This is a genomic window from Kribbella sp. CA-293567 (assembly GCF_027627575.1).
In the GTDB taxonomy this organism is placed as follows: Bacteria; Actinomycetota; Actinomycetes; order Propionibacteriales; family Kribbellaceae; genus Kribbella.
Genome location: NZ_CP114065.1, coordinates 2,900,709 through 2,916,101, shown reverse-complemented (window position 1 = coordinate 2,916,101; position 15,393 = coordinate 2,900,709). Strand labels below are relative to the sequence as shown.

Genomic DNA, 15,393 nt, shown 5'->3' with positions numbered 1-15,393 from the left:
CCGCGACACCAGCCATCCCGCACTACTCACAGACGACTCCGTACCGCCGCCTTCCTGGGCACACCTCGCGGTGCGGAGCCAACTCACAGCGCGGAGAGCAGCCCCTGCTCTCCGCGCTGTCTGCTGAGTCAAGCGTGTCGAGTGGCCTGTTTGAGCAGGGACTCGACCGCCTCGTACAAGGCAGCGTCGTCAGCCGGACCCGACCAGACCAGTACCCGGGCCTTGTCGCCGAGCTTGGCTGCGACCATCTCCTGCGCCGGGGTCGGATCTCCCTGGTTCAGCAGCACGACGAGCCGGCGGCCGTCGCGTTGCAACCGGTCGAGCAGCGGCGGCAAGGTCGAGCCCCGGAACAGTCCCGGATCGCTCTTCACCTTGGTCTCCACCATCACGCCACGACCGCGGATCACCAGCAGGAAGTCCGCCCGATCACGAGCGAACTCCCGATCGTGATAGATCCGCGCCTTCGGCCAGAGCCGCTGCAGCGCGGCATCCACGTCGGCGTCGTAGCGGGCGGCCAGTCGGTTGACCTTGGAACTGGTACCGCGCGGCCGGAACTCCTCCGGTTCACGCGAACCACGACGCCGGCGCCCGAGCAGGGGCCGAAGCCATCGGTAGAACCTCGTGTCGATCATCGGCGGACCCCCTGGACCTGGCGCGACACTGAAAACAAGTCTCTCAGCACCGACTGTGACGGACCAGATCCGGACAGAGTCCACCGACGATTGTGACACCATTGCGACCAACAGTTCACTGCCTGCAACACCAAGCCCGGCAGAGGGCTAGGGACCCACCCGCAGGTGAGCAGGGCACTCGCTTTGAACGGGCGCGCACAACGCTCACACCGGCCTCGCGTGCACAGCGCTCGAACCGACGCAGTGGGCACTCCGTTCCGATGGCACCGGCGCCCACAGCGTTCGAACCGAGCGGAGTACACCGCGCACAGCGTTCGAACGAGCGGCGTACACCGCGCACAGCGCGCAAACCAAGCGGCACACCCAACGCCCGGACCGGACCCACGTGCACGGCCCTCGGACCCAAGCGGCGCACACAGCGCCCTGACTGCACCGACGTACACAGCATTGGGACCGGACCGGTGCAGCACTCGGGCCGAAGCGGCGTACACAGCGCTCTGACCGCACCGGCGCACAGCGTCGAGACCAGAGCGGCACGCACAGCACCCGGACCGGACCCACCTGCACAACCGTCGAACCGAACCAGCGCGCACAGCACTTGCGCTGACCGGCATGCACGAGACGCACGGTCAACGACTGGTGCGGGAGATGCGCGGCGGCCGGGCGACGACCGGCATGAGCACCACAGCGCTGTGGTGCGGCGACCGGCGACAGCGGCGCTCGGTCAGGCATTTGATCGCTGGCACTCCCGGTTTGATTCTCCGCTCTTCCGGTGGTGTCCAAGGCGCCAGGACGGCCCAGTGACCGGTCTGTACCGGAGAATCGGTCTGCGGCCGACGCCCCGTCCGCACTGAGGAGGTCAAGTGAGCTCGCCCCAGTGGAAGATCCACTTCAAGTCCGCGCCGAGCGAGGTCTACCGCGCCATCAGCACTCCACTCGGCCGCTCGCGCTTCTGGGCGGAGTCGGCCAAGGAGGCCGACGGGGTGATCCACTTCGTCCTGCCCGGCGGCCGGACCAGTGACGCCCCGATCGAGCGAGCCGTCCGGGACAGCCTGTACGTCGTCCGTCTGGCCGGCCACCGGGTCGCCTTCCTCCTCGCCCCGGACGAGCACCGCGGCACCGACCTCACGCTCACCGTCGAGGACGAGACCGACCCAACGCCCGGCGACCCGACGCGTACCGACCCGACGCCCTGGGTCTCGCTCCTGTTCCGGCTCAAGGCTCACGTCGACTTCGGCGCCGACCTACGCAACCACGACCCCGCCCGCACCACGGCCTATCTGGACGGCTGCTGATCAAACAGTTGCTTCAGGCAAGCAGTCTCCGGCCTCGCCGGTCCGGGCCGGTCCACCGCAAAGTGTTAACTCCGGGGACGTGATGCATACGGAACGGCGGCCTGGGAACTATGGTGATGCCAGCTCACGGGGCAGGCCGTCATGAGGAGAGAGCGCGATGTCGGAGTTCAGAATCACCCATGAGATCCACGAGGTTCATCCGGACATTCGCGAGAAGCTCACGGCGACCACGATCGAGGCGATCAACGAGTCCAGCGCCCGATCGGCCAAGGACGCGGCCCTGGTGCTGCGCAACAAGCTGGGCGAGATCGGTGTGCACATGAGCGAGGAAGCCTGCCTCGCCGCCGTCGAACGCATCCGCTCCGGCAAGTCGCTGCGCTTCGAGATCGAACGCGCCGACAGCGACGAGACCGACGCCTGACCCGGCAGCGACCACGCCCTGACGAGCGCCGCCTGCGCGCCTAGCATCCAGCGGCTTCGTCGGAGAGCAGTGTCAGTCGGCTTGCTGGAGAGCGGTTCAGACGGCTTCAGCAGTAAGCAGTCTCAGGCGACTTCGCCGGAAAGCGGTATCAGACACGGCTTCATCGGAAAGCAGCGTCAGGCGGCTTCATCGCGGAGCAGCGTCAACCAGCCAGCTCCGCCGCGGTCAGCAGAGCGACGAGCTCGAGCTCTATCTCGGCCAGCGCCTCCGCGCCGCCCTGCTGCCGGTCGATCACGCAGAGGGCGTGCGAGATCTCGGCGCCCAGCGCGCGCAGTTCTCTGGTCGACAAGACGATCTGGCCGCCCTTGGTGACCACGTCCTCGACCACCAGGACCCGGCGTCCAGCGATCTCGGCACCCTCCGCCAACTGGCAGGTCCCATACGCCTTGGCTTCCTTGCGCACAAACGCGCAGGGCAGCCCGGTACGGCGGCCGAGCGCGGTCACCACCGGGATGCCGCCCATCCCCAGGCCGGCCAGCACCTCGGTCCCAGCAGGAACCAGCGGCACCATCGCCTCGGCAATCGCGTCCAGCAGCACCGGGTCAGCCTCGAACCGGTACTTGTCGAAGTACTCGGTCGCCGTGATCCCCGACCGGAGCACGAACTCCCCGGTCAGATGCGACGCCCGGTAGATCCGCTGTCCCAGCTCGGCCCGCGACCCACCAGCACTGTCCACACCCCGCACCCTACCGAGACGCCATCGCGCCGAGACGTCCTGACACCGAGACGCCGTCACCCCGCCCTGCGTTGCTCCTCCCCGCGACTCCCCCGCGCATCCGCGGGCAACATCCGCACGAAATCCTCCACCGCAACGATCGGTACGCCGTACTCCCGCGCCGCCCGAGCCTTCGTCGACAGACTGTCCACGTCAGCCGCGACCACGAACGTCGTCTCCGGCCGGACAGCCTCCTGCGGCGAGAACCCCGCTGCGACCGCGCGATTCCACCAGACCTCCCGCGCCTCGATCATGTCGCCGGTGAAGACCACACTGCTCCCCGCCGGAAACCCTTGCGCACCAGGCCGCACCGGTACGGCGTACTGACCGCCGCTCGCGCGCAGCAACGCATCGTCGACGTCGACCACCCGTTGACCGAGCATCGCCGCGACCCGGTCGAGGTCGTTGCGTTGCTCCGGACTGCCCACGCCTTCGCTCCACAACGCCTCGGCCAAATCGGCGACGTAGACCCGGTGCAACTCGTCCACCTGCGACCGAGTGAGGCCCAGATCCGTCGCGACGTGGACGAGTTGATCCGCCCCGGTCTCGTTGATCTCCCGATCGGCCAGGATCATGTCGAGCACGGCCAGATACGAGTCGGCTTGCGGCGGGTCCGGCACCCGGGGCAACTGATCCACCAGCCGGCTCATCCAGCCGTGCCGCCCGCCCGCATGGACAGGCCGCACGGTCGCCACGCCGTCCGCACCGGGCAGTGCGGGCCAACGCCATTGCCGAACCTCTTCGTAGACCCATTGCCAAGGTGGCGGCGACGGGAACGCCTTCAGGTAGTGGCTGAAGAGTTGAGCGGTCGCCCGCGTGTCGGCGAGGGCAGAGTGCCATCCCTCGATCGAGATGCCTACCGCCGAGCAACAGGCCCCGAGCGTTCGCTTGGCACCCGGATGCAGATAGCCCGCCAACGCCATCGTGCACATCGATCGCTCGGTGATCAGCGGCACCGCATAGCCGAGCCGGGCGAACTCCGCCCGCAGGAATCCCAGATCGAACTCCACGTTGTGACCGACCACCATCCGCCCGGCCAGCAAGGACGCCAGCCGCCCCGCGATCTCCGCGAAGTCCGGCGCGGCCAGTACGTCGGCAGTCAAAATCCCGTGAATGTGTTGCGGCCCGAGATCGCGTTGCGGATTGAGCAGGGTCACCCACTCCTGCTCGAATCGGCCCTCTGCGTCCAGCAGCACGACCGCGATCTCGATCACCCGGTGCCGGTGCCCCGGCAACAGGCCGGTGGTCTCGGTGTCGATGACGGCATACATCCCCGGCTCCTCCTCCAGTCGGCTGCCTGACTGTGACAAGCCAACCACAGGCCACCGACAGTTTCCGGCCGGACGAAATCAGTTGTAACGCGGCATCGATTCCAGTCGATAGGCCGGTTGAAAGCGCGGGGGGACGCCGGAAGGCGCCGCGTGTCGGCAACAACGCGGGGGAAACATGCAGCTCACTATCGACACCAGCCTGTCCAGCAGGCTCTTGCGGATCGTCGAGGACGGGCAGGCCGTCGACGACCTGCGCGCGTACTTCGAGGACGGCCCGCCGAACACCGGCTACGTCGGCCGCTGGTTCGAGCGGATCGGAACGCCGGCCGACCAGGACGCGCATCGGAACCGCCTGACCGCCGACGACATCGTCGCGCTGTCGGCCCTCGGCATCAGGTTGCCGATCGCGGTCTCCGCCCGGCTGCTCGGCGAGGACGCCGACGAGATCGGCGAACTCCTGGCCGCGATCCCGGCCGACGCGGATCTGTGGGACGTACCGCGCTCCGGCCTGAGCCCGAAGTCGGCGGCGTACCGGCTGTTCACGAAGTTCCGGGCGATGGCCTGGAACGGTGGTGACCACGGCACGTCGGGCGTCACCGCGAGCAAGCTGCTGGCGCGCAAACGGCCGCGGCTGATCCCGATCTACGACACCCAGGTCAGCCGGCTGGTCGATCTCGGCAAGGGCGCGAGCTGGTGGATCTCACTGCAGGAGGCAGTGACTCCCGAGGTCCGCGATCATCTCGCGCACGCTCACCAGACCGCCGGACTCGGCCCACTGATCACGCCGCTGCGCACGCTCGACGTGATCCTGTGGATGCGAGCCCGGCACGCCGGCTGACCACCCGGCCGGCGGGCTGATCGGCCGACGGGCAAGTCGATCGCTGGGCTCGTCAGTCGGCGGACCAGCCAGACGGCGGACCAGCCAGTCGGGTGAGCCAGTCAGCCGGGTGAGCCAGTCAGCCGGCGGCTAGTCACTCGGCGGGATGGCCACGGCGATCTCTTCGCCCAGCGTCGCGCCGCCGATGAGGTCCAGGTCGTCACCGCTCCAGAACCGGCCCGGGTCGTACCAGTTTGGCCGGCGCCCGGCCGGAAGCAGCCCCATCTCCTCGTACGTCACGGCGACCACCTCAGCGCAGTACGCGCTCTCCAGCTTCAGCTCCCGCTCACCCTTGCGGAACTGCGGGATGCGCCCACGCACCCACCGCGACGCGAGTCGCGCCGTGGAAGGGAACGGCGTGCCGTCCAGCCGCGCGACAGTACGCAGTACTGCGTCCTCGGTCGCGCGGGTGACCGGGTACTCCAGTTGCCGCAACCAAGCCCGCTGGCCGTACTTGCGCGACCAGGTCAGCACCGCGTCCCGAAGATCATGCAGCTGTACGCCGCGCTGATGCTGGCCGGTCCACACGTCGGGTAGCGATCGCCCCAGTTCGGCATGCCACATCAGCGGTGGCAGATCGTCGAGAACGATCGCCATCCCGACGTGGTTCACCGGGCTGTTGGTGGTCAGCTGAATCGCGCGATCGGCCGCGCTGTCCCCGCGGAACAGCCAAATGTCACCCGTTCGTGTCAGTTCCGTAGCGTCGTCCAGTGTTATCCGTGTCTCCACGTCGCTAGGTTAGGGGACATGAAGGCATGGAAGGTCGTTGGACTGGCTGGGCTCGTCGGGGTCGCTGCCACGGGCGTCGTGATCGCGAGGGGCGAGCGCAAGCGTCGCGCCTACACTCCGGAAGAGGTCCGCGACCGGATCAAGACCCGGGTCAAGGAAGCTGCCAACGCCTAGAGGTTGTGCAGCACGACCTCTTCGAGCCGGCCTGACGCGATCACGGCCGTCCGGTAGGTGCAGTACGGCTGGCGCCGGCGGTCGGTCGGTGAGCCGGGGTTGAGCAGTCTGAGGCCTCGTTGCGACGTGGTGTCCCAGGGGATGTGGCTGTGCCCGAAGACGAGCACGTCCACGTCGGGGTAGGCCCGCTCGCAGCGCTCCTCGCGCCCTTTCGCCTGACCGGTCTCGTGCACGACGGCCAGCGAGACACCGTCCAGCGTCGCCCGCGCGACCTCGGGCAACCTTGCCCGGAGCAACGGTCCGTCATTGTTGCCCCAGCAGCCGATCAGCCGGTTCGCCCGCTCGCTCAGCTCGTCGAGAAGCTCGACGTTGATCCAGTCGCCCGCGTGGACGACCACGTCCGCTTCGTCGACGGCGGCCCAGACCGCCTCGGGCAGCTTCTTCGCGCGGGTCGGCAGATGCGTGTCGGAGATCAGCAGCAACCTCATACCGCTACTGTCGCACGGCCTCGATCAGCTCCTGCTCGCGAGCCGGGCTCAAGCCCGCCTTGCGTTCGCGATCCAGACCGAGCTCGCGTTCCCACGCCAGCGTGTCGATCAGGAAGTCCCGCCGCGAGCGATGTTGGAGACCCGCTGCGGCTGCCGCGGCGCCACTGCGGTTGGACCAGCCTTCGTAGCCGGGCTCGGTCAGCCACATCGCGATCGACTCCGGCCCCATGTACTGCTCGACCTTCCGCTCTTCCAGCCACTCCGGCGGTGCGAGCACCACCGGTCCGGTGTGCCCACCGATCTCGCGCGCCAACTCGATCCACTCGCCGAACGGCACGACCGGGCCCACCGTGTCGAAGGTCCCGGTCTTGCCCTGCTCGGCACAGTCCAGCAACCACGACGCCAGATCCCGTACGTCGATCACCGACGTCGGCAACTCGGGCGTGTCCGGAACGAGCAGCGGCTCCTCGGGCGCCCGCGCGGCGCGAGCCACCCAAGCACCGGCCCGATCGCTCCGATCCCCCGGTCCGCCGATCAAGCCCGCCCGCGCGATCACCAGCCGGTCGCCGACCGCCGCCACTGACGCCAACTCACAGGCGACCTTGGCCTCGCCGTACAGCTCCCGATCGACGGTTTCCAGCTCGGTCGCCGCACGCAGCGCCGCCGACTCGTCGGCCCCTGGTACGTCGAACTTCTCGTACGCGTTGCCGGACGACACGTAGGTCCAGTGTTTCGCGCTCAACGCCTCGAGGGCGGCACGCACGAACCCCGGTTGCCACGACACCTCGAAGACCGCGTCCCACTCCCGCCCCCGCACCGCGTCGTACGCGTCCGGTTGGCCTCGATCGGCAACGACCAGCGTCGCGCCCGCTGCCACCGCACCGCTCTCACCACGAGCCAAGCAGCTGACCGCATGCCCGCGAGCCAGTGCCTGAGAGGCCAGCTCTCGCCCGAGGAACGCCGTACCGCCGAGAATCAGAATGTCCACGCGCCCAAGCCAAGCAGGCGGCACGGACAATTCCCACCTTCTCTGCCGACGGCAGACAGGTGAACGGGACCGGCGCCGGAGGGAGTTCGGCGCCGGCCCGTCCGGGTCAGACCAGGTCCGCGGCGCCGGATCCGGTCGTGGTCTGCCGGCCGGACGCGAACTCGTCCGGCGGAGGCTCGGGGGCCGGATGCAACTCCGGCCAGGGCTGGGGCGGCAGATCGGCGCGCCGTGGCTGCGCGAGCTCCGGCCCCGGATCGGGATCGAGCCACTCGATCTCGGTGGCACCGTGGTGACCGTGGATCGCGATCACCGAGTCGATGCTGTCCCAGACCGTGGTGGTCGGATAGTCGCCGTACCAGCGCAGCGCGACGGCTTGGTCGGTGAACTGCACGCCTTCGGCGACGGGTCCGGTACCACTCACGCCGGAGACGTCATGATGGCGGATCATCCGGAAACGCCGGGCAGTCATTTCGGCGCGACCTCCCACAACCTCTCGCCCGGCAGCGTCAGGCCGCCGGGATCCATCGCGGGGATCGGCTCGCTGGTCACCCGCAGCCCGGCGAACCGGCGCGTCATGGCTGCGGCATAGCGGTCGGCCACGTCGGCCTCCGCCCGGTAGTCCGCGACGACGTGGTCCCCGAACCACACCCGTACGCGGCGACGTTGTTCTCCTGCCGGATCGCCGGGCATCAGTGCACCCGGCGGCCGGTCGGAGGCGTGCTGTGGCCGCCTGTCGGTGTTCCCATCAGCGGTATCGAGCAGCTCTCGTTCACTTCGATCACTTCCACTTCCCTGTGGGGATGGGTTCACTGGTAGTGACGGAGCTGTCACGGGGTCATGACGCGGATTCGCAGAAATTTTCTGGTGACGGTCCCGGAGCGTGACATCCGGCCGTGCACCCCCGTAGTACCGGCGCTACGCGACCCCGACCACCCAGTCGCGCCACTGCTCGAGATCTGGCTCGTCCATGCTCACGCCGGCAGGGAAGTCGTGCATCCCGGCCTCCGGCAGGTACGCCGCCACCAGATCAGTCACATCCCGCACCAGCAACATCGCGACCCCGGCGCCGGTCAGCTTCTCGAACACCAGCCGAGCCTCCCGCTCCTGCACCCCTTCGTCGTCCCCGTACCAGACGTCCACCTGCACCGGGTAGGCATCGATCGCCTGCACCTCCCCCGGCTCAGGATCGACCAGCACATGCCAGTTCCGATGCACCAGGAACCCGAGCGTCCCCTCCACGGTCACCGCGGCGCCCCGAAGCCCGACCTCATCGTCCCGCCCCGACGCATCCGCCACCGGCCGCAATCCCAGCAACTCCTTCAACCAGGCAGCCACCTCCGCCACCGACTGCCCGGTCCGCAGAAAGACGCTGTACTCCTCAGACATCAGTTCCCTTTCGCAGAACCCAGGGGCCCCAGGTGTCGACGTCCTCCGCATCCGGAGTCAGCCGCGGTTCGAAGTACTTGACCGGCCGGCCTGGAAGATAGGCCGCCACCAGCCACTCGACGTTGTGAACCAACAGCGCGGGCACCTCAGGCATCGCCCCGACGATCACCTCGAAGGCCAGCCGCGCTTCCTCCGCCTGCAGCGCCTTGTGTGTCCGAAGCTGCACATCGACCATCACCGGATAGGCATCCATCGCCTGCAGCACGCCCTCTTCGGACCCAAGGTAATTCGGCCCGACGAACAACCCGTACGGCGCATCAACTGCCTTCGCCTGCCCGACGAACCCCCACTCCCCCGTCTCGTCCGCCGCTCCGTTGCCCCGAGCCCCCAAGACCTCCGCCACCCGCGCCGCGACGCCCCCGACTTCGTCCTCGATCGCCAGAAAGATCTCGTCACTGTCCGACATCCACACTCCTTGGGTAACTGATCAATCGTTCGTCGCCGAGAATCACGTGGATGATCTTCGGCAGTACCACTCCCGGCTGACCGAGGCAGCGACGATACGCACGATCCGCGGCATCCACCGAGACGTTCGTCGGCCTGCCGTCGATGATCACGATGTCCGCCTGTTGTCCGCCCCGTAGCATCGCGCTCTTGAGCGCATTGGCCGACGTGCTCTCCGGAGTCTTGAACTCCACCGCGAGCCCTTCGTCGGCTCCGGTCGTGCGAACCATCCCGTCGGGGTTCTTCCGGGTCGATCCGTGGTCGGCCGGGCGGGCATCGATCCGCCACCCTTCCTGGGCGAGCCTCTCCGCGATGGCCAGTTCCTTCGGCAGGAACTCGTCGCCCGGATCGAACACACCTGCCATGAAGTCATCGCCCAGCGTCAGGGGGTGGAACGCCGGGTCGAACCCCGGAAGGTCCGCCAGCGCGACGTGGATCTCCGGTACTCCGACCTCTCCCGCGGCCGGCCCGTCACCTGGCTCAACGACAGGTTCAGGCAGTTGCACATCGACAATGACCGGTACCGCCGACGGGACAGGCTCGTCGGGGTACGTGAATTCACCCGTCACCCGATCCGCTTCGATCACCACGGTCGCCGCCACCCATGACTGCTTTCCCGACTCCTCCATCGACTTCAGCAGCTCAGCGGCAGCCTTGTCCAGCTCCACCTTGATCTCGAAGTCGCGTTCCTCCGGAGCCTCGTCCTGCTCGACGATCTCGACCTCGCCGGTCTCCGCGACCACGATCTCGAGCTCGAGCTCCTCCGGTGCCTCCCGCTGCTCATCGTCCTTCTCCTGCTTCTTCCGCAACTTCTCGAAGGCCTTCCGCGCCACCACGATCAGCGGAGCTTCCTTGCCCTCAGCATGTTCCTGCGGCTTGAACGGCAGCGACGTACGGGTCACCCGTCCCAGCAGATCTCGCCGAGCAACATCAGCCGACCCACCGGTCGCGCGGTTGCGATCCGCCGACTGCGCGTTCGGGCGGTCACTGGAGCGCGACTCCCCGACCAACCCCTCGGCCCACGCCTTGGCCTTCGGCGGTGCCATCGACAAGTAGTGAGCAGCCTGCTCACAGGCATACGCCGCCGCATCCAGTTGCTGTGCAGCGACGGTCGCCTGGCCTTTCGAGGCCGAGATCGCCAGCGCGGCGTCGTCGCGGCAGCGGGCGGCCGTTCGATGCAGGTAGGCGACCATCTGCGGTACTTCGTTCAGACACTCGACCAGTCCCTGCGCCACCCGCTGCAGGTCGGAGGGCATGGCTAGATCTGGTCGGCGTAGTTCTTGCAGCCGGCCGCGGCGATCTCCAGCGCCTCCGCTGCCTGCTCGACCGCCTTGCCCGCCGCATCGAGGATCTCGGCGATGTCGCGGTCCACGCCGGTCGCGGTCCCGGCGATCAGACTCTCCACCTGAGCGCTGTGCTGGGTGAAGCGGAGCTTGAACCCGGCCAAGCCGCCGGCTGCCTGCTTGGCCTCCGCGGAGACCTGGTGCAGCTGTTCCTTGAGCCGCTGTACGTCGGACACTTACTGCCTCTTCTTCCTAGGGGTTGCGCTTCTTCGGCAACACGATCGCAGTACCGGACACGACGACCGGCACCAGGATCGCCAGCCACCACGGCAATCCTGCAGCCATCAGGACCACTACCAGAGCCGCCCCGCCCCAGCCCCACCAACGGGCTCCGGGCAGCCGTGGCAGCCCCAGCACCCGTGACGCGGCCAGCAGAGTCACTGCCGCGATCGCAGCAGCCTCCAAGCCCACCAGCAGGGATCCCCTCGCCACACCGACCACGACGAGGCCGATCAGCACTTCGACGGCGCTGATCGTACGGCGCTTGCGACGCTCCTGCTCCGCCCGGGCCGCCTTGCGAACCTCTTCCAGCTGATCGACCGTCTCCGCGAGCTGCTTGGTGAGCCTCGCGGCGGCCGCTTCCATCTCGGTCATCCCGCGCATGTCCGGCAGCGGGATGGACGCACGCTTCCCGTCCGGCGGCAGGCCTGCGCGCTGCAGACTCTCGGCCGCCTTCTCGGCAAGAGCGTTCAGCCGGACCTCGAGCTTGCGCCCCCGCTCGGCCATCGCATCGGCCTCTGCCATCGCGGTGGCCTCCGCCTTGGACCTGTTGGCCGTCAACCGGTCCTGCGTCTGCTGTGCGTCCGCCCGCGCTCCCGCGACCTGCCGGAGCGCCCGCGCGTACGCCGTCCACTGCTCGTGCTCGGTCTTCATCGCCGCACCAGCTCCACGTACCGGTCGACCTCGTCCACGCGCAGCGGCGCGAACGGTACGACGACCTGCGCGCCCGACCCGTCCCACACCAGCGCCCGATGCGGCTCCGGCGTCCACCGCATCAACGACCCAGCCACCGCCCGTACGCCGTCCTGCGGGTGCCGCAGGAACACATGCGTCGCCACGCTGCCCCGGTCGAAGCCGAGCTGCTGGGTGCAGACGTGCATCCGGTTCCACCAGCCAAGGGTGATCAGCCCCTGCCCGGCCCCGCCTCGCACGATGTCCTGCAGCGCGTTGGCAGGGCTCTCGTAGAACCCGTCGGCATGAGTCTGCATCTTCGGTACGGCGTGCAACCCGAACCCCAGCAGGTACGTCGTACCGCCGATCTGCCCGTCCCGCACGGCGTCCCGCAGCGAGAACAGCCGCCGGACGACATCCTCGTGCTTGTCGGCAGTCTCGACCTCACACCCCAGCAGGCGCAACGTCTGGATCAGCGCGCCCTTGCCCTCGGCAACCGCCGGTGCCGAGTCCGTGCCGTCCAGGAAGATGAAGCGAGGCGGTACTGCGGCCGCTGCAGCCGCCGACACCGCCAGTCCCGTCAGCACACCCAGCGCATCGGCCGGCCCGTCTCCGAACACCAGGACGCCCGCCCCCGGCTCCGGCTGCACCTCCAGCGTCGCCGGCTCCTCGGTCACCGCGATCGGCAACCCGATCCAGGGCCGGCCGAGCTCGGGTTGCACAGCTGCGGCGGTGTCGACGAGTCGGGCCGGCTCGGCCAGGTGGAAGATGCGAGGCGGACGGGTACTACCGGACTTCAGCCACAGCTCACGCCGCAGGTCGTTCAGCACCACCTTGTCGGCGAAGCTGACCAGCACGTGCTGGTTGTCGTCCGGCGACCCGAAGTTGGCGTTCAGCACCGCCTCGCCACGGAACTGCAGCTCCGCCGCGGCCGAGTTGCCGGTCCGCAGAATCGCCTGTGAGTCGGCCGGCGTCGTCTTCAGCGCGATCCGGTAGGGCACCTGCCCGAAGATCGAATCACGCTTGGACGAAAGCTTCTTCACGCCCTCGATCGTCTGCGTCGCCAGCACCACGTGCACGCCGTACGCCCGGCCGAGGCGTACCAGCCGCTCGAGCAACCGGGAAGCCTCTTCGGCCAGCTCGTCGTCTTCTTCCAGCAGTACCTGGAACTCGTCCAGTACGGCGAGGATCCGCGGCGGCCGGTCGTCGCCGGCCGGCAGTTCGGCGATGTCCGCCACGTTGCCGTGGGACTTGAAGATCTCGCTCCGCCGGACCAGCTCGTCGGACAGGTGCCGCAGCACCGCGAGACCGAAGGCCCGGTCGCTGTGCACCCCGAGCACCCGCACCTGGGGCAGCCAGTGCTCCCGCTCACCGGCCGGTCCGAGCGCCGAGAACTCCACGCCGTGCTTGAAGTCGAGCAGGTACATCTCGAGGTCCGCCGGGTGGTAGCGCGCGGCCAGGCCATGGATCAGTACCAGCAGCAGGTTCGACTTCCCCTGCCCGACCGCGCCACCAACGAGCACGTGGGGAAGCGCCGGGTTGCCGCTGCGCAACCGCACCAGCGCGGGCGTGCGGTCGTCGTACCCGATGACGGTGCTGATCTCGTCGGTGACCGGTCGCCACCAGGTGGACCTGTCCGGCAGTGTCTGGTTGAAGTCGATGGTCGGCAGGACGGCGATCTCCGCCAGCTCGGCGACGACGTCACAGATCTTCGCGGCGATGTTCGCGTCGAAGGGCGGGTCCAGTTCGGCCGGCACGTTCGGCAGATGCGACAGTTCGACCTTCTCGTTGGCAATGGCAACGGGCTGGAGCAGCTCCAGCAGCTCCCGGGCATCGATGTCGTGCTCTCCGCTCTTCGCCGGGTCGTGATGGACCAGGAAGCAGATGCCGCGATCGGCCCCGGTCGCCGCCAGCCGGACCAGGTCGCGCTGGGCCAGTTGGTCGATCCCGTTCGGGTAGTCGAACAGCACGATCAGCCGGTACGGATCGGTGACCCGCCCGGTCTCCCGGACCAGGTCCTCGAAGTGCTTGTGGCCCAGCTGCGCCTGCCTGCTCGCACGCATCGAGGAGACGTCGACCAGCCCGGACAGCACCGTGTGCAGCTGCTCCGCGGTGTGCGTTGCCCTCGGCACCAGTTGCGGGTACTTCGTGGTCAGGTGCCCCAGCAGGCCCATCATCCCGGTCAGCCGCGGGTCGAAAGCGTCGATCCGCAGCCGGAACGGCTCGGCTGCCGCGATCAGCCGCAACGCGGTGCTCTGCAGCAGCCGGCGAGCGGACTCGTTGCGATCGGCGGTCACCTTCCAGCCATTGGTGCGCAACAGCGGCGCGACTACCGGCGTACCGGCTTGGAGCTGGCCGACTCGTACGTACGAGGGGGTGCCTGCGCCGACGAGCTGGCGGGATCGCCAGCGGGCGTCGTTGGGCGGAATGGATGCCAGCCCAGGCGCCAGCCGGTCGGCCAGGAGCCGCGCGGCCGGCTCGGCGTCCGCCAGCGCTTCCGTCGTAGCGGCCTCCACCAGCCCGCGCGACTCCCGCCGCGCCGCCATGGTCTCGGCCTGTAGCTGACGATGCAGCTGTACTGCGCGCTGGTGCTCACCGCGAGTGTGCTGACGCGCGTTCTCGAGCAACTGCCCGAGCGCGAACTGGAGCCCGCGGATCCGCCCTTCCAGAACCTCCGGACCAGCTGCGATCTCCGCGGCCGGCGTGGGCGCACCACCACCAGCAGGCTGCTCCGTCACGAGCACCGTCCTTCCACCAACCCCACGCGACCGACCAAATGCCTTCGCCAACCATGTCACACCAGCAGCCCCGTGCGTCACTCCAGGCACCACAAGTCTCACCAACCGATCGAGGTCATCCGGGGGCGACGATCTCCAACTCGTAGCCGTCCTGGTTATGCAGGAAAGCGGCGTAATGTTGCGGGCCGCCGGCGTACGGGTGGCGATCGGCGAACATCAGGGTCCAGCCATGGCCGGCGGCGTCGGCGACGATGGCATCGACCTCAGCGCGGCCGGCCGCGTTCAGGGCGAGATGGTTCAGGCCGAAACGCAGCCTGTCGTGGGTGGCGGCGGACATCGCGGGGCTCTGCTCGACGACGAGGTACGAGCTGTCCACGCCCGATCTCCAACTGAAGCCGCCAGGCCAGCCGTCGCCGTCCTTCCAGCCCAGCTGGTGCAGCACCCAGCCCCAGTCGTTCAGTGCCCGGGACAGGTCGGGGACCCAGATCTCGATGTGGTGCACAGCGGCGGCCATCGCAGCATTATCTGTGCTCGTCACGGGATCTGTCTTTGCTGTGCCCGTCCTCGAACCGGCTCGAGACCGCCACCGAGACCAGTCCGGAGAGCACCAGCCAGACCAGGGCGGCGACCAGCCAGGGCCACCACTCCTCGCCCGCCGCGGCGTCGGCGACAGCTTTGCCGAACAACCCGCCGGACGGCGCGAAGACCAGCACCAGCAGTACGCGGGCGATGCTGCTCTCCTTGGTCATTCCTTCATTGTCCGAGCCGATCGCGCTCACCGCAGAGCTGTGGGCGTTTCTCCCACGCCAGGGCCGTTTTCCACAGGCTCTGGCAGCGACGCGATTTCTGTCCGCGCGGTGGTCTAGCGTCTGGGGCACAGT

The 15,393-nt window shown here is 68.4% G+C and carries 20 protein-coding genes; 4 read left to right on the top strand and 16 right to left on the bottom strand.

The features are described 5' to 3' along the window. Positions 1–128 precede the first annotated feature (128 nt). On the bottom strand, positions 129–632 hold the full coding sequence (locus tag OX958_RS13905; RefSeq protein WP_270137796.1) for a hypothetical protein: 504 nt from the start codon (positions 630–632) through the stop codon (positions 129–131). Positions 633–1,495: 863 nt separating this feature from the next. Between OX958_RS13905 and OX958_RS13900 the strand changes: the two genes are divergently transcribed. Together OX958_RS13900 and OX958_RS13895 are read left to right on the top strand one after the other, a co-directional pair. Continuing rightward, entirely contained in the window at positions 1,496–1,927 is a 432-nt protein-coding gene (locus OX958_RS13900) for a hypothetical protein (RefSeq protein WP_270137795.1), read from the top strand. A gap of 157 nt (positions 1,928–2,084) precedes the next feature. After that, positions 2,085–2,348, top strand: a complete 264-nt coding sequence (locus tag OX958_RS13895) for a hypothetical protein (RefSeq protein ID WP_270137794.1) — start codon at positions 2,085–2,087, stop codon at positions 2,346–2,348. Between the two features lie 202 nt (positions 2,349–2,550). Here the strand turns inward: OX958_RS13895 and pyrE are convergent, their stop codons facing one another. Both pyrE and OX958_RS13885 read right to left on the bottom strand, forming a co-directional pair. Then, positions 2,551–3,084, bottom strand: coding sequence for an orotate phosphoribosyltransferase (pyrE, locus tag OX958_RS13890; protein ID WP_270137793.1), 534 nt, complete (start codon positions 3,082–3,084; stop codon positions 2,551–2,553). A 56-nt stretch (positions 3,085–3,140) separates the two neighbouring features. After that, complete coding sequence (locus tag OX958_RS13885) at positions 3,141–4,394, bottom strand: exonuclease domain-containing protein (RefSeq protein WP_270137792.1); 1,254 nt, start codon at positions 4,392–4,394, stop codon at positions 3,141–3,143. A gap of 175 nt (positions 4,395–4,569) precedes the next feature. Between OX958_RS13885 and OX958_RS13880 the strand changes: the two genes are divergently transcribed. Further along, positions 4,570–5,232 carry a DUF6308 family protein gene (locus OX958_RS13880; protein WP_270137791.1) on the top strand — a complete coding sequence of 221 codons (663 nt, stop codon included), beginning with the start codon at positions 4,570–4,572 and terminating at the stop codon, positions 5,230–5,232. Positions 5,233–5,361: 129 nt separating this feature from the next. Here OX958_RS13880 and OX958_RS13875 read toward each other — a convergent pair whose 3' ends face one another. Next, positions 5,362–6,000 carry a hypothetical protein gene (locus tag OX958_RS13875; RefSeq protein ID WP_270137789.1) on the bottom strand — a complete coding sequence of 213 codons (639 nt, stop codon included), beginning with the start codon at positions 5,998–6,000 and terminating at the stop codon, positions 5,362–5,364. An 18-nt stretch (positions 6,001–6,018) separates the two neighbouring features. Between OX958_RS13875 and OX958_RS13870 the strand changes: the two genes are divergently transcribed. Beyond that, entirely contained in the window at positions 6,019–6,174 is a 156-nt protein-coding gene (locus OX958_RS13870) for a hypothetical protein (protein WP_270137787.1), read from the top strand. Here OX958_RS13870 and OX958_RS13865 read toward each other — a convergent pair. The 12 genes from OX958_RS13865 to OX958_RS13810 form a co-directional block, all read right to left on the bottom strand. Beyond that, entirely contained in the window at positions 6,171–6,662 is a 492-nt protein-coding gene (locus OX958_RS13865) for a metallophosphoesterase family protein (protein WP_270137785.1), read from the bottom strand. The genes OX958_RS13870 and OX958_RS13865 overlap by 4 nt on opposite strands. Positions 6,663–6,666: 4 nt before the next feature. Continuing rightward, positions 6,667–7,650, bottom strand: coding sequence for an oxidoreductase (locus tag OX958_RS13860; RefSeq protein ID WP_270137784.1), 984 nt, complete (start codon positions 7,648–7,650; stop codon positions 6,667–6,669). A gap of 106 nt (positions 7,651–7,756) precedes the next feature. After that, the gene (locus OX958_RS13855) at positions 7,757–8,119 is read right to left on the bottom strand and encodes a hypothetical protein (RefSeq protein ID WP_270137782.1); all 363 of its coding nucleotides are present in this window, start codon (positions 8,117–8,119) and stop codon (positions 7,757–7,759) included. Next, positions 8,116–8,340 (bottom strand): hypothetical protein, encoded by a 225-nt coding sequence (locus tag OX958_RS13850; RefSeq protein ID WP_270137780.1) that lies wholly within the window; start codon positions 8,338–8,340, stop codon positions 8,116–8,118. The genes OX958_RS13855 and OX958_RS13850 overlap by 4 nt, the downstream gene beginning before the upstream one ends. A 225-nt stretch (positions 8,341–8,565) precedes the next feature. Next, complete coding sequence (locus OX958_RS13845) at positions 8,566–9,036, bottom strand: hypothetical protein (RefSeq protein ID WP_270137778.1); 471 nt, start codon at positions 9,034–9,036, stop codon at positions 8,566–8,568. Further along, a complete protein-coding gene (locus OX958_RS13840; protein WP_270137776.1) occupies positions 9,029–9,502 on the bottom strand; it encodes a hypothetical protein in 474 nt (157 codons plus the stop codon). Before OX958_RS13840 ends, OX958_RS13845 begins: the two co-directional genes overlap by 8 nt. Next, complete coding sequence (locus OX958_RS13835) at positions 9,489–10,796, bottom strand: hypothetical protein (RefSeq protein WP_270137775.1); 1,308 nt, start codon at positions 10,794–10,796, stop codon at positions 9,489–9,491. Before OX958_RS13835 ends, OX958_RS13840 begins: the two co-directional genes overlap by 14 nt. 2 nt (positions 10,797–10,798) lie before the next feature. Continuing rightward, positions 10,799–11,059 carry a hypothetical protein gene (locus OX958_RS13830; RefSeq protein ID WP_270137773.1) on the bottom strand — a complete coding sequence of 87 codons (261 nt, stop codon included), beginning with the start codon at positions 11,057–11,059 and terminating at the stop codon, positions 10,799–10,801. 16 nt (positions 11,060–11,075) lie between these two features. Next, complete coding sequence (locus OX958_RS13825) at positions 11,076–11,756, bottom strand: hypothetical protein (RefSeq protein WP_270137772.1); 681 nt, start codon at positions 11,754–11,756, stop codon at positions 11,076–11,078. Then, a complete protein-coding gene (locus OX958_RS13820) occupies positions 11,753–14,512 on the bottom strand; it encodes an FtsK/SpoIIIE domain-containing protein (protein ID WP_270137770.1) in 2,760 nt (919 codons plus the stop codon). Before OX958_RS13820 ends, OX958_RS13825 begins: the two co-directional genes overlap by 4 nt. A gap of 115 nt (positions 14,513–14,627) precedes the next feature. Continuing rightward, positions 14,628–15,026, bottom strand: a complete 399-nt coding sequence (locus OX958_RS13815; RefSeq protein WP_270137768.1) for a VOC family protein — start codon at positions 15,024–15,026, stop codon at positions 14,628–14,630. A 7-nt stretch (positions 15,027–15,033) separates the two neighbouring features. Beyond that, positions 15,034–15,261, bottom strand: a complete 228-nt coding sequence (locus tag OX958_RS13810) for a hypothetical protein (protein ID WP_270137766.1) — start codon at positions 15,259–15,261, stop codon at positions 15,034–15,036. Between the last annotated feature and the right edge of the window lie 132 nt (positions 15,262–15,393).

Coding starts and splice junctions, on each gene's coding strand:
- OX958_RS13905 (WP_270137796.1), bottom strand. CDS start 632: ATGATCGACACGAGGTTCTACCGATGGCTTCGGCCCCTGCTCGGGCGC.
- OX958_RS13895 (WP_270137794.1), top strand. CDS start 2,085: ATGTCGGAGTTCAGAATCACCCATGAGATCCACGAGGTTCATCCGGAC.
- OX958_RS13885 (WP_270137792.1), bottom strand. CDS start 4,394: ATGTATGCCGTCATCGACACCGAGACCACCGGCCTGTTGCCGGGGCAC.
- OX958_RS13880 (WP_270137791.1), top strand. CDS start 4,570: ATGCAGCTCACTATCGACACCAGCCTGTCCAGCAGGCTCTTGCGGATC.
- OX958_RS13870 (WP_270137787.1), top strand. CDS start 6,019: ATGAAGGCATGGAAGGTCGTTGGACTGGCTGGGCTCGTCGGGGTCGCT.
- OX958_RS13865 (WP_270137785.1), bottom strand. CDS start 6,662: ATGAGGTTGCTGCTGATCTCCGACACGCATCTGCCGACCCGCGCGAAG.
- OX958_RS13855 (WP_270137782.1), bottom strand. CDS start 8,119: ATGACTGCCCGGCGTTTCCGGATGATCCGCCATCATGACGTCTCCGGC.
- OX958_RS13850 (WP_270137780.1), bottom strand. CDS start 8,340: ATGCCCGGCGATCCGGCAGGAGAACAACGTCGCCGCGTACGGGTGTGG.
- OX958_RS13845 (WP_270137778.1), bottom strand. CDS start 9,036: ATGTCTGAGGAGTACAGCGTCTTTCTGCGGACCGGGCAGTCGGTGGCG.
- OX958_RS13840 (WP_270137776.1), bottom strand. CDS start 9,502: ATGTCGGACAGTGACGAGATCTTTCTGGCGATCGAGGACGAAGTCGGG.
- OX958_RS13835 (WP_270137775.1), bottom strand. CDS start 10,796: ATGCCCTCCGACCTGCAGCGGGTGGCGCAGGGACTGGTCGAGTGTCTG.
- OX958_RS13825 (WP_270137772.1), bottom strand. CDS start 11,756: ATGAAGACCGAGCACGAGCAGTGGACGGCGTACGCGCGGGCGCTCCGG.
- OX958_RS13815 (WP_270137768.1), bottom strand. CDS start 15,026: ATGGCCGCCGCTGTGCACCACATCGAGATCTGGGTCCCCGACCTGTCC.
- OX958_RS13810 (WP_270137766.1), bottom strand. CDS start 15,261: ATGACCAAGGAGAGCAGCATCGCCCGCGTACTGCTGGTGCTGGTCTTC.